Origin of the sequence: Thalassospira sp. HF15, from assembly GCF_011806525.1 — a bacterium.
Taxonomy (GTDB): Bacteria; Pseudomonadota; Alphaproteobacteria; order Rhodospirillales; family Thalassospiraceae; genus Thalassospira.
In genome coordinates, this window is the sequence record NZ_JAAVKI010000004.1 from 480,504 (window position 1) to 494,074 (window position 13,571).

At 55.2% G+C, this 13,571-nt stretch carries 11 protein-coding genes; 6 read left to right on the forward strand and 5 right to left on the reverse strand.

Annotated features, from left to right (window positions below; genetic code table 11):
• Positions 1 to 27: 27 nt before the first annotated feature.
• Positions 28 to 2,412 carry a DUF1989 domain-containing protein gene (locus HED22_RS11690; protein WP_167722304.1) on the forward strand — a complete coding sequence of 795 codons (2,385 nt, stop codon included), beginning with the start codon at positions 28 to 30 and terminating at the stop codon, positions 2,410 to 2,412.
• A 138-nt stretch (positions 2,413 to 2,550) separates the two neighbouring features.
• Here the strand turns inward: HED22_RS11690 and HED22_RS11695 are convergent, their stop codons facing one another.
• From HED22_RS11695 to HED22_RS11715, 5 genes are all read right to left on the reverse strand, one after another.
• Complete coding sequence (locus tag HED22_RS11695; RefSeq protein WP_167722306.1) at positions 2,551 to 3,912, reverse strand: NAD(P)-binding domain-containing protein; 1,362 nt, start codon at positions 3,910 to 3,912, stop codon at positions 2,551 to 2,553.
• A 67-nt stretch (positions 3,913 to 3,979) separates the two neighbouring features.
• A complete protein-coding gene (locus tag HED22_RS11700; RefSeq protein ID WP_167722308.1) occupies positions 3,980 to 5,020 on the reverse strand; it encodes a DUF3445 domain-containing protein in 1,041 nt (346 codons plus the stop codon).
• A gap of 14 nt (positions 5,021 to 5,034) precedes the next feature.
• Positions 5,035 to 6,000 carry a PDR/VanB family oxidoreductase gene (locus tag HED22_RS11705; RefSeq protein WP_167722310.1) on the reverse strand — a complete coding sequence of 322 codons (966 nt, stop codon included), beginning with the start codon at positions 5,998 to 6,000 and terminating at the stop codon, positions 5,035 to 5,037.
• Entirely contained in the window at positions 5,997 to 6,608 is a 612-nt protein-coding gene (locus HED22_RS11710) for a dimethylamine monooxygenase subunit DmmA family protein (protein WP_175581206.1), read from the reverse strand. Before HED22_RS11710 ends, HED22_RS11705 begins: the two co-directional genes overlap by 4 nt.
• 83 nt (positions 6,609 to 6,691) lie before the next feature.
• On the reverse strand, positions 6,692 to 7,825 hold the full coding sequence (locus HED22_RS11715) for an aminomethyltransferase family protein (RefSeq protein WP_167722312.1): 1,134 nt from the start codon (positions 7,823 to 7,825) through the stop codon (positions 6,692 to 6,694).
• Between the two features lie 397 nt (positions 7,826 to 8,222).
• Here HED22_RS11715 and HED22_RS11720 point away from each other — a divergent pair, with 397 nt between their 5' ends.
• The 5 genes from HED22_RS11720 (at position 8,223) to glnT (ending at position 13,499) form a co-directional block, all read left to right on the forward strand.
• The gene (locus tag HED22_RS11720; RefSeq protein WP_217701882.1) at positions 8,223 to 8,927 is read left to right on the forward strand and encodes an XRE family transcriptional regulator; all 705 of its coding nucleotides are present in this window, start codon (positions 8,223 to 8,225) and stop codon (positions 8,925 to 8,927) included.
• A 118-nt stretch (positions 8,928 to 9,045) separates the two neighbouring features.
• The gene (locus HED22_RS11725) at positions 9,046 to 9,942 is read left to right on the forward strand and encodes a glutamine amidotransferase family protein (protein ID WP_167722315.1); all 897 of its coding nucleotides are present in this window, start codon (positions 9,046 to 9,048) and stop codon (positions 9,940 to 9,942) included.
• 84 nt (positions 9,943 to 10,026) lie between these two features.
• Complete coding sequence (locus HED22_RS11730) at positions 10,027 to 10,713, forward strand: GXGXG domain-containing protein (RefSeq protein WP_167722317.1); 687 nt, start codon at positions 10,027 to 10,029, stop codon at positions 10,711 to 10,713.
• A gap of 66 nt (positions 10,714 to 10,779) precedes the next feature.
• Positions 10,780 to 12,108, forward strand: a complete 1,329-nt coding sequence (locus HED22_RS11735; RefSeq protein WP_167722318.1) for an FMN-binding glutamate synthase family protein — start codon at positions 10,780 to 10,782, stop codon at positions 12,106 to 12,108.
• Positions 12,109 to 12,194: 86 nt separating this feature from the next.
• Positions 12,195 to 13,499, forward strand: coding sequence for a type III glutamate--ammonia ligase (gene glnT / locus HED22_RS11740; RefSeq protein ID WP_167722320.1), 1,305 nt, complete (start codon positions 12,195 to 12,197; stop codon positions 13,497 to 13,499).
• The last annotated feature ends 72 nt before the right edge of the window (positions 13,500 to 13,571 follow it).

Here is a 13,571-nt window from a genome sequence, read left to right on the forward strand (position 1 = left end):
AGATCATTCACCGCGCATGAGGCCACAATGATTGATCTCGCCCGAACGCCGGAAAACTATCCCCATTCTGTCCGCGCTGCCCGTCCCAGTCGCATCATCAATGCCGGACGCACGGCGATGGACCGCAATCGCGAACGCTACGAAGTGCCAGGACGCGGTGCGATCATGATTGCCGTGCGCGAAGGCGATCAACTTGCCCTGCGCAATTGCGAAGGCATGCAGTCGGTCGAACTGATCGGCCTGACACAGGCAGGTACCCCAAGACCCGAGATTTTTGAACCCTTGGCCCACGGCCCGCCAAAGGGCCTGATGGAGCTGCTTTCAGATCCGTATGATGACAGCCTGGCGCGTTTTGCCCAAACACTCCGCAAACGCGACATCAAACTGGAAACCTGTCTTGTACATCGGCTTTTTGGCAATGCCAGCCCGCCAGGTGACACGGTCGAGTTGACGATACAACTCGACGGATATGTCATCATCGCCACGCCAGCGCCTTTGATGCAGGTTGATGCGCATAATACGGCGACACCAATTACAGCACTTATCAAACGTGCCCATCACCACGACACCTACAGCTTCGCCCTGCCTGACCCACTGGCTGATCCAACACTGGATCTGCGCGTGCATTCCGCCACCGCCGAGGCCTATGAAATCAAGGCGGGCGACTACATCCAGATTCTGGATGTCGACGGGCGGCAATGCACGGATTTTCAGTGCTTTGATGCGCGCAAGCTTGATCGCGGCATTCAGAACCCGCTTGATGTGACAACCACGCGCACCCTGATGGGCCATGCCTATCCAATGCCGGGCCTGCATGGGAAATACTTTGATCAGGATATGGACCCGCTGGTCGAGGTCGTTCAGGACACCTGCGGGCGTCATGACGCCTTTGCCATGGCCTGTGCCGCGAAATATTACGATGATATCGGTTATCCCGGCCACGTGAACTGCACGGACAATTTCAACACGGCCCTTGCAAAACATGGTGTTGATCCACGGCCCGGCTGGATGGCGATCAATTTCTTTTTCAATACCGGCATCGATGATCATGGTGTGATGTATGCCGACCAGCCCTGGTCACGGCCCGGCGATTATGTGCTGCTGCGTGCGATGACCGACCTTGTCTGTGTGTCATCGGCCTGCCCGGATGACACATCGTCGGCCAACGCCTGGAAGCCGACCGACATCCATATCCGAAGTTACGACGGCGCGGAGAAATTCAGCCATGCCGTTGCCTGGCGCCCGACTGCAGAGGCCGAAGCAAAAATGACCAAAGAAACCGCCTTCCATCCGCGTTTAAGCCAACTGACCCGCAACTTCGTTGACTATAAGGGCTTCTGGCTGGCCCATGAATATACCGGGCACGGTATGATCGAAGAATATTACGCCTGCCGCGAAAAGGCCGTGGTCATTGATCTGTCCGCCTTGCGCAAGTTTGAAATCACCGGCCCGGACAGTGAAACGCTGATGCAATATTGCCTGACCCGCAATGTCAAAAAGCTTGGCATTGGTCAGGTTGTCTATTCCGCGATGTGTTATCCACATGGCGGGATGATTGACGATGGCACGCTGCTGCGTCTTGGTCAGGACAACTTCCGCTGGATTTGCGGTGATGACTACAGTGGTGTGTGGCTGCGCGAACAGGCGGAAAAACTTGGCCTGCAGGTCCTTATCCGTTCTTCAACCGATCAGATGCACAACATCGCCGTTCAGGGCCCAAAAAGCCGTGACATCCTGCGCGAAGTCATCTGGACCCCGCCGCACAAACCCAAGCTTGAAGAAGTTGATTGGTTCAAATTTACCATTGGACGGATTGGGGATGCCAAGGGCGCACCTGTGGTGGTATCGCGCACCGGTTACACCGGTGAACTGGGCTATGAAGTCTGGTGCCACCCGAAGGATGCCACCACCGTGTTTGATGCCATATGGGCAGCGGGCAGCCCGCATGGACTGACCCCGATGGGACTGGCCGCCCTTGATATGGTGCGGATCGAGGCGGGATTGATCTTTGCCGATTACGAATTTTCCGATCAGACCGACCCATTCGAAGCCGGGATCGGCTTTACCGTGCCGCTGAAATCCAAGGAAGATGACTTTATCGGTCGAGATGCCCTGATCCGGCGCAAGGAGCATCCATCACACAAACTGGTCGGGATCGAGATTGATGGCAATGTCACGGTCAGCCATGGCGATTGCGTCCATATCGGGCGTGCCCAGATCGGCGTGATCACCAGTGCCGTGCGATCCCCCATTCTGGGCAAGAATATCGCACTGGCACGCATTGATATCGCGCATGCCGATATCGGCACCGAGGTCGAGATTGGCAAGTTGGACGGTCATATGGTCCGCCTGCCCGCCACCATTACCGCCTTCCCGCATTATGATCCCAAAAAGGAAAAGCCGCGCTCCTGAGGACTGCGGTACCAACACCCAAAAAGAAACCCCGCAGCCATCAGGGCTGTGGGGGTGACTGCGAGTTTTGTTAAGGGAGACGGCGGGCTTACGCCCGCTTCTTTGAAAGGCGTGTTAAAAGTTGGAAAGTCCGGCTGCCTATTCGGCAGCCGTTTTCTTATCAACCTGCAAATAGGCCTCGAGGCTATCATCAAGCTCATCCAGCCAGGGCGTATGATGGGCTGGCGACATATTGCCTGTCATCAGCGACCGATATGACTTGTTGCGATACCCCATGATGTCGTCAGCCTTGTCATGCTCCCATTCCTCGAAGGTCTTATTCACCCCTTCGATGTCGAACATCGGATAATCCGTCATTTCGATCAGATGGGCGGTGTAGTCGCCCTGGAACCAGATCATGTCATGGTCATCCTTGAGACCTTCCTCACGATCACGCCAGGCCTGACTGTCTGCCCTCATTTCATCCTTTGACGGCAAGGTAATGCGCCCCATGATCACATCACGCGCAAACCATGCCTGGGCATCAAACATGTTGAAGGTAAAGAACTGGTCCTGCATGCCAAGATACATCATCTTCGGATTTTCTTCCCACACGACGCCTTTATAAAGGCCCAGTGGCCACATACGGTTATCGGTCTTAAGCCGAAGATCATCGGTCAGGAACGGGAAGTAATGCTGATAGCCAGTACACAGAATGATCGCATCGACATCGCGCGATGAACCATCCTTAAAATAGGCGGTATTGCCTTCAACCTTGGTCAGAAGCGGGACCTCTGCCCAGTTATCGGGCCAGTCAAAGCCGATCGGGTTGGTCCGGTGGCTGACTGTGACCGACTTGCATCCATATTTGTAGCATTGCGATCCGATATCCTCGGCCGAATAGGATGTTCCGATGATCAGGATATCCTTGCCTTTGAATTCCAGCGCATCGCGGAAATCATGGGCATGCAAAACGCGCCCGCCAAAGGTATCAAAACCGGGAAATTCCGGCACATTCGGGGTCGAGAAATGACCATTGGCGACAATGACATGATCAAATTCCTCAGTCGAAACCACGTCATTTTTCAGATCATGCGATGTAACGGCAAAAGTCTGGCTGTCTTCATCGAATTCAACGCTGCGCACCGGGGTTCTGAAACGCACCCATGGGCGGACATTGGCCTTTTCGACCCGTCCCTTGATGTAGTCCCAAATCACTGCACGTGGCGGATAGGACGCGATGGGTTTGCCGAAATGTTCCTCGAAGGTGTAATCGGCAAATTCCAGGCATTCTTTCGGCCCGTTTGACCACAAATAGCGATACATCGACCCGTGGATCGGTTCACCATATTCATCAAGCCCGGTACGCCATGTGTAGTTCCACAGACCACCCCAGTCTTCCTGACGTTCAAAACAGACGATTTCGGGGATTTCGGCCCCTTTGGCAGCAGCAGATTGGAATGCACGCATCTGCGCCATGCCTGACGGGCCGGCGCCAATAATTGCAACACGAAGTGTCATAGCCTTAAATCCCCAATAAATGCGTTATGCGTCTCCTCCGCCCGACTTTTTGCCGGTTCGTTCTTGCTTAATCGGGGAAAATCCCCGGTGACGTCGGCGCACCGTCGTCAAATTGTGAAAGCCACTCGACCAGGATCGGGTGGTAGCGTGACAGTCCCTTGTAATCGACAAGTTCCGGGCGCAGATCGCGCATCACACGATGCAGGCGACGGCCCCACTTTGGCTGGGTGACGACTTCGTTCATCGCCATCAGATATGTGCGGATCGGAAACAGGATCGCGTTAGAGCGTGGCAGACGCCAGAAGGTCTGAAGCTCCACACGCAGATGGATCTTTTCGCCGATATTTTCCGGGGTGACGGTCAGTTTGTCCGGCCCCCATTTGGGGTAGTTTTCCGGACTGGTATCCAGACGCGGGTTAACCGTTAGCGTCCAGTTCAGACGACGCGATGGTTGTCCTTGCGGCAAGGTCAGAAGGAACTTCAATGCACGCTGGAACACGCCCAACTCATGGGCCAGCGGAACCGGCGCATGCCATTCAAAGAAATTCATGCCAATGTCGAAATCAAGCGACCAGTCGGCCTGTGCGGTGATGATCCCGGCATCCATCCAAAGGTTGCCATCACGCTGATCAAGGATGGCATGATCACCCTGTACCTGACGGCCGATATATTCCATCGGATGACAGGGCAATGTCGAACTGTCACCAAAGGTAAAGGTGTCGTCGATCTGAAGCGGCTTGTTGATCCAGTGCCAGCGATCCCCATCCATGGTCAGCTTGAACAGATCGGGATAGTCACGCGCCTTCGATACCATCACCAGCTCAAGGAAATCCCAGCCGGCTGTTTCCATATGCGGCAGGGCCTGACAACGTCCGGGATCCTCGGCGAGAACAAGGGCGCGGTCTTTCATCTCTGCGACGTAATGCTCATCCACATCGAACGCATTTTCAAACGGGCTGCCCGCACGGGCGGCATGATGCGGCTCGATATTGGTGGAATACATGTATTCGTCTTCCGGGAAAGGAAACGGAAAACGCGGAATGTTTGACGGGCTGTTGGCGTAGGAAAAATCGCCGCGGAAGCTTTCGTCTTTAAACTGGATTGTCATGACTGAAGTTCCCCTTACAGATCAAGTTCAAGGCGTTTGCCACGGAAACGCGAAACGCAGGGCATGATCCGTTGCTTGGCCGCGCGCTGTTCTTCATCCAACCAGTGGTCGTTGTGCATGATCTCGCCATCACAGGCGACAACCACCGTTTCGCACTGACCACATGCCCCGCCCCGGCACATGCAATTGATCGGGGTGCCCGATGCCTCCACCGCTTCAAGCAGGCTTTGTTCTGCGCCGACGGTGATATCAATCCCGGCCTTGGCAAGGTGTACTTCAAAGGGTTCGCCGACCGGCGGTGCGAGAAAGTGTTCGAAATGAACGTGTGCAGCGGGCCAACCGAGCGCGGTGGCGGTTTCAACCACCCGTTCGATCATGCCTTTGGGGCCACAGACATAAACGTGGGTACCAAGCGGCTGATTGGATAAAAGCATTTCCAAATCAACGCTTTCCCCCTGATCATCGCAATAACACGACACATGATCGCCAAAACGATCGGCAAGGCTGTCCATATACGCCGCCTGCGATACGGAACGCGCGGCATAGTGCAATTCGAACGGCACGCCGAGCTTATCGGCCTGATCCATCTGGGCGATGAATGGCGTGATGCCGATGCCGCCTGCGATCATCAGGTGTTTTCTGGCACGCAGGTCCAGCGAGAACAGATTAACCGGGGCGGAGATTTTCATCTCCATGCCAGGTCGCACCTGTTCATGCATGAATTTTGATCCACCGCGCCCGGTATCATCGCGGCGCACCGAAATAGCATATTGGTCGCGTTCGAACGGGGAACTCATCAACGAATAGGGATTTTTGCGCTTCGTGTCGTCATCGATCATCTCGACAACGATATGCGCACCCCCCGAGAATGCCGGGAGTTCATCGCCATTCACATGCTTGAATTCAAACCGTTTGATGATCGGGTTGACCTCGACCACGTTGCTGACAACCACCGGAATCAAATGATCAGATGCACTCATTTGAACACCTCCTTGATCTCGACTTCCTCGGTCGGGTCTTCGGCATTTATGCAGACCCCCTGAAAGGCCGCCAGACGACGGGAATAGTGATCGCGCACCAATAAAAGCAAATCACAGGACGGACATTTGACCGGCTGGGTGGTGACATCCTCGATCATGGTCTTGCAATGAACGCATTGAACACGCCGGGCCAGACTGCCGCGATGCTCACATTGCACCGCTGTATGATCCAGCCCGCATTCCTCGCCCTTGGCAACGCCCTGCCCGACAAGGCCTTCGGTCCCGGCCAGATAAAGTTGGCTGCCCATCTTGGCATCCGAAAGCCAACTGCCCAGTTTGGCGACAGCTTCTTCAATGGTCGGAAAATGTTCGAACCGTTTTGCCCCCAGCGCATAAAGCGATGTGATGAGCGCCGCTTCACCCGGGGTCGGCACATAGAGGATATGTACCTTTTCCATCATGTCGCGGGGCATTTCCTGCACAACACGGATGACACATTCAGCACCGGATGCATCGGCCAGAAAATAGTGCGCCAGACCGGGAACGATTTTAAGCGTGCCGTATGTCGGACGGGAAATAATGCTTTCTTCGATGATACTCTCAGACATGGTAGCGGGTCCCATTCTGTCAGAAACCTCAAGGATCAAGGCGTGCGATCCCGGGGGCCACTGACAGCCCCCGGTTATCTTACTTAACCCTTGGCTGTTCTTTTCGATTTGCTTGGATCATCAAACGGCATGGTATGGGCCATTCCGCCGAGCATGCCATCTGCTCCTTCAACCTCTAGCCGCACGCCCTGCTTGGCGCATTCAACCGGCATGCGGGCAATCGCCATGGTTTGATCCTTAAGCGGGGAATACATCGCACAGGTCACAACACCGACCTTTTCACCATCCTTGAACAAGGCTGCCCCTTCTGCTGGGACTTCCTTGCCGTCAAACAGAATGCCAAAGATCTTGAAGCGTTCCTTGCCTTTGAGGCGGTAATGTTCCTCGGCACCACGGAAGCCGGTCTTGCCCGGGCTGACAGTGAAATCAAGGCCAAGCTCCCACAGGGTATCGCCCGGACCTTCATTTTCGAACGGGTACATCTGCGAGTTATCATAAGGGTAAAACAGCAGGTAGCTCTCGACCCGAAGCATATCAAGCGTGGTAAAGCGGGTCGGGATAATGCCCATATCCTTGCCCTCGGCAACGATCCGGTCCCAGATCATCCCGGCATCCTGACCGCGACAGAAAATCTCGTAGCCGCGTTCACCGGTATAACCGGTACGCGAAATCATCACCGGCGCGCCAAACAACTGGGTCTGCATATGATGGAAATAGGGCAGATCACGAATGCCCGGCACATATTCCGCCAGATAATCCACCGCAAGCGGACCTTGCAGGGACAAATCATGCAGGTTGTCATCAAAGCGAACCGATACGTCACGGCCGACTGCCGCCTTCGTCAGTTCCTCATGCCCGGTGCCCGATCCGTGAACGACCATCCATGAGTTCGGCCCCATACGATAAATCACGCAATCGTCGGTGAACTTGCCCTGATCATTGAGCATGCAGGCATAGACCGATTTACCGGGATAGATTTTCTCGACATTACGCGTGGTGGCATAGTCAATCACGTGGGAGGCATGCGCACCGGTGATGTGAACCTTTTTCAGGCCCGATACATCCATGATCCCGGCCTTGGTGCGGATTGCGATATATTCCTCGTCCCAGTCCTTGTCATAGGTCCAGGCGGTTCCCATGCCGCTCCAATCCTCAAGGTTGGAACCAAGCGCACGATGCCGATCGGCAAGGGCTGAAAATCTCCAGCTTGCAGTCATAGTGATGGCCTCCTGATATGATCGCCTTTGCGCACAATCAGCGCGCTAATACTGGCTTATTTTGTTCCATATTTTGGCGGCAACTTGTTCGCGAACGCAATAATTATTTTTCATATTATTCAATTTTTATTCCTCAAAGGCTATTTTCTGCGGCATTGCAGCAACTTCGCCCAACGCCATTGGTATAAGTAATTGGCAAATATTCTTTCCCTGCAGTTGATAAATATTTCCTGCCAGTGTAAGTCATGGCTATGGCGTATCTGCGACCCGAAATGGCAAAAGCCCGGGCACCATACGACCGACATATAAGCAGACCCCATCAAAGGGGCCGCGCGAGGAAACCAGAAACGAGCAGGACCCGCACCGGGACAGAACCGGTGACGGAGGATAAGCCAGCATGGCACAGACCAAAAAAACACAATCACCGCAGACCGACGCCAATAGCGATCAAGGATCAGGCATGGACACTATGAGCAAACCCGTCGCCCTCACCCAGGACCCGCATGCGCTTCGTGAACCCAAGGAAAACAATCTGGAAATCGCCATCGGCCATGAAGTTCGTGCGCTTCGGAAGAAACTGGGCATCACGATTTCCGATCTGGCGTCTGCGACCGGGATTTCGATGGGGATGTTGTCCAAGATCGAAAACGGTGTGACATCGCCGTCACTGACATCGCTTCAGGCATTGGCAAGTGCGCTGGGTGTGCCGCTGACCGATTTCTTCCGCCGTTATGAAGAACCGCGCAATGCGGTCTTTGTCAAAGCGGGCGAAGGCATTGCGATTGAACGCCGCGGCACGCGTGCCGGCCATGAATACAATCTGCTTGGCCATATCGATAACAACACCAGCGGCGTGGTGGTTGAGCCCTATTTGCTGACCCTTACCGAGGAGTCGAGCAGCTTCCCCGCCTTCCAGCATGAAGGCATGGAATTCATCTATTTGCTTGAAGGTGAAGTTCGTTACCGCCACGGCGATCAGCTTTACTACATGAAAGAAGGCGACAGCCTGTTCTTTGATGCCGATGCCCGTCATGGCCCGGAAGAACTTCTTTCATTTCCAATACGTTATCTGTCCATTATCTGCTATCCCGCCCGGGGATAAGCATTCACCCGGATGAAAAAATCAATTCACTGAGAAGAAATTTTTATTCTTCATAGTTGATTCCGCATTCGCGAACAGGTAGTCTCCATTTCAGAAACAGAATGGAGACTGTCCTGCCATGTGCGGCATTGTTGGTTTATTCCTCAAAGATAAAAGTCTGGAACCGCAACTCGGCACTTTGCTGTCCGAAATGCTGGTGACCATGACCGACCGTGGTCCCGATAGCGCGGGCATCGCAATTTATGGTGCGGACCAGAATGATCTGGTCAAACTCACGATCCAGTCTCCGGCGCCGGAAACAGATTTTGCCGGACTGACCGAAGACCTGCGCAAGGCAGGGATCACAAACGCATCGATCCTGCCTAAAAGCACCCATGCAGTAATCACCGTTTCAGGCGATCAGCTTGATGCGACCCGAACTGCCCTTGAAGAGCTTCGCCCGGATGTGCGCATCATGGGCACCGGCAGCGCGATGGAAATTTACAAGGAAGTCGGGCTGCCCAAGGACGTACTTGAACGTTTCAAGATTTCCGACATGACTGGCACCCACGGCATTGGCCATACCCGCATGGCGACCGAAAGTGCGGTAACCACCCTTGGTGCACACCCGTTTTCGACCGGTTCGGATCAGTGCCTTGTGCATAACGGTTCGCTGTCGAACCATAACAACCTGCGCCGTGAACTGACGCGCGAAGGCATCCGCCTTGAGACCCAGAACGACTCAGAAGTCGCTGCTGGTTATCTGACCGGTGAGATGGCCAAGGGCAAGAACCTTGGCGAAGCTTTGACCAGTGCGCTCGATGACCTTGATGGCTTCTTCACCTTTGTGGTTGGCACCAAATCGGGCTTTGGCGTTGTCCGTGATCCGATTGCCTGCAAACCGGCCGTGATGGCGGAAACCGATGCCTATGTTGCATTCGGGTCCGAGTACCGAGCGCTTGTGAACCTGCCAGGCATCGAAGACGCCAAGGTCTGGGAACCGGAACCGGCCACCGTTTATTTCTGGGAACACTGATTAACACGAACCCTGTCGGCTGCTGCCACGCGCGCGCTGACCCGACCGCAAGTTATCGCGCGGTCACATAAGGAAGGAACACATATGCCAGTGTTTGATCTTGCCACCACCGAATTGCGCGCGCTCAATCAGGCGCTTCATGCGCTTGATAAGAGTGGTGCGTCTGAGAATTTCGAAGTTACCAATCCGCGTGGCGCCCATGCCGTTGCTGTCGGCATCGACGCCCCGGTCAACGTCACAATCGACGGCAGTGTCGGCTATTACTGTGCGGGCATGAATGAAAAGGCCAACATCACGGTCAATGGCAATGCCGGGCCGGGGGTCGCCGAAAACATGATGTCGGGCAAAGTCGTGATCAAGGGCGACGCCAGCCAGTATGCCGGGGCCACGGCGCACGGTGGGTTGCTGGTGATTGAAGGCAATGCGTCGTCACGTTGCGGCATTTCGATGAAAGGTGTCGATATCGTCGTTAAGGGCAATATCGGCCACATGTCAGCCTTCATGGCGCAATCGGGCAATCTTGTTGTTCTGGGCGATGCCGGTGATGCGCTTGGTGATTCGCTTTATGAAGCACGGCTTTTCGTGCGCGGCACGGTCAAAAGTCTTGGCGCCGATTGCGAGAAAAAGGAAATGCGGGCCGAGCATATCGAAGTGCTGACCAAGCTTCTTGCCGATGCCGGAATTACCGATGTGAAGCCCGAAGAATTCACGCGATATGGCTCCGCCAGAACGCTTTACAACTTCAATGTCGATAACTTCGACGCCTATTGATGCGGCACGCTGAACCCGGCCCAAAAACATAAACTTTGCGGTTCAGCCCAAAGACAGGATCAGAAGATGAGCTACAAAAATCCCGTTACGACGCCGCGCAAATCGGCAACCTTTGATGACTACACCCTTTCGGAAATCCGTCGCGCAGCCGCGACCGGCATCTATGACATCCGTGGCGGTGGCGCCAAACGCAAGGTCCCGCATTTCGACGACCTTTTGTTCCTTGGCGCATCCATGTCGCGCTACCCGCTGGAAGGCTACCGCGAGAAATGCGAAACCGCCGTCACGCTTGGCACCCGTTTTGCCAAGAAACCGATTGAGCTGAAAATTCCGATCACGATTGCTGGTATGAGCTTTGGCTCCCTGTCGGGACCGGCCAAGGAAGCCCTTGGACGCGGCGCGTCGGCGGCGGGCACCTCGACCACCACGGGCGATGGCGGCATGACCGAGGAAGAGCGCGGCCATTCCACCCAGCTTGTCTATCAGTATCTGCCGTCACGCTATGGCATGAACCCACGCGATCTGAAACGCGCCGATGCGATTGAAATCGTTATTGGTCAGGGCGCGAAACCGGGCGGTGGCGGTATGCTGCTGGGTCAGAAAATCTCCGACCGCGTCGCAGAAATGCGTAACTTGCCGATGGGCATTGATCAGCGTTCCGCCTGCCGCCATCCCGACTGGACCGGCCCGGACGATCTTGAGATCAAAATTCAGGAACTCCGCGAAATTACCGATTGGGAAAAGCCGATCTTCATCAAGGTCGGGGGCGCACGCCCGTATTACGACGTCGCCCTTGCGGTGAAGGCCGGGGCCGATGTCATCGTGCTTGATGGCATGCAGGGCGGTACGGCCGCGACCCAGGAAGTCTTTATTGAACACGTCGGTCAGCCGACCCTTGCCTGCATCCGCCCGGCGGTAAAAGCATTGCAAGACATGGGCATGCACCGCAAAGTACAGTTGATCGTATCGGGCGGCATCCGAAATGGTGCCGATGTTGCCAAGGCGCTTGCCCTTGGCGCAGACGCGGTGTCCATCGGAACCGCTGCCCTTGTCGCGATTGGCGATAACGACCCGAAATGGGAAGAAGAATATAAAGAGCTTGGCACCACAACCGGTGCCTATGATGACTGGCATGAAGGTCGTGATCCCGCAGGCATCACGACACAGGATGCCGACCTGATGAAGCGGGTTGACCCGATTGCCGCCGGGCGGCGACTGGCCAACTATCTGAAGGTCATGACCCTTGAAGCGCAAACAATTGCGCGCGCCTGTGGCAAAAATCATGTGCACAACCTCGAACCCGAGGATCTCTGCGCACTGAATATCGAAGCGGCCGCCATGGCGGGTGTACCGCTTGCCGGGACCAACTGGGTTCCGGGACAGGGAGGATTCTAGAACAGTTAACGTACCACCGGACCGGGTGCGCCCCATGGCGTGCCCGGGCAACCGATGGATATTGAAAAATTCGTCAGGGGACTTCGATGACCAAGGATCTATCAGCCTTTGCCCGGGAACGCGGCATCAAATACTTCATGATCAGCTTTACCGACCTGTTTGGCGGCCAGCGCGCCAAACTTGTCCCGACCCAGGCAATCGCCGACATGCAGGAAGAAGGTGCCGGCTTTGCAGGCTTCGCCACCTGGCTTGACCTGAGCCCGGCCCACCCGGACATGTTCGCCATTCCTGATCCGGATTCCGTCATCCAGTTGCCCTGGAAACCGGAAGTCGCATGGGTTGCTGCTGATTGCATCATGGAAGGCACACCGGTCGAACAGGCACCGCGCAATGTGCTGAAAGCCCAGATCGCCAAGGCAGCCGAGCTTGGCCTGAATGTCAAAACCGGTGTCGAAGCGGAATTCTTCCTGATCACGACCGACGGTTCGGAAATCTCCGACCCGGCCGATACCGCCGAGAAGCCATGCTATGACCAGCAGGCCGTCATGCGCCGCTATGATGTTATTGCCGAGATTTGCGACTATATGCTTGAACTCGGTTGGGGGGCGTATCAGAACGACCACGAAGACGCCAACGGCCAGTTTGAAATGAACTGGGAATTTGATGACGCGCTTAAAACCGCCGACAAACATTCCTTCTTCAAGTTCATGGTCAAATCAATTGCCGAAAAGCACGGCCTGCGCGCGACCTTCATGCCAAAACCCTTCCCGGGACTGACCGGCAATGGCTGCCACTGCCATGTATCGGTTTGGGACAATGACGGTGCCAATGCCTTTGCCGATGATGACATGCCGTTTGGCCTGTCGGCCAAGGGCAAGCATTTCCTTGGCGGCATAATGAAGCATGCGTCTGCCATGGCGGTCATCACCAACCCGACGGTTAATTCCTATAAGCGGATCAACGCGCCGCGCACCATGTCGGGTGCGACCTGGGCCCCAAATACGGTCACTTGGACGGGCAATAACCGAACCCACATGGTGCGCGTTCCGGGGCCGGGCCGCTTTGAGTTGCGCCTGCCCGACGGGGCAACCAACCCCTATCTTTTGCAGGCCGTAATCATTGCGGCTGGTCTGGATGGCATGGCAACCAATGCCGATCCGGGACAGCATTACGATATCGACATGTATCAGGAAGGGCATTTGATCAAGGATGCACCGCGTCTGCCGCTGAACCTTCTTGATGCCCTGCGCGAGATGGGCTCGAACGAAGAGCTGCAACTTGCAATGGGCAAGGAATTTTCAAGTGCCTATCTCAAACTAAAACAAACCGAGTGGAATTCTTACGTTTCTCACTTTTCCCGCTGGGAACGTGAGAACACACTTGATATTTAATGTTTCTGCCCGGCCTTATCTCATTCCCCGATGGACGGGGCCGGGCAATTTTTGAATATTCCAAACGAGAAA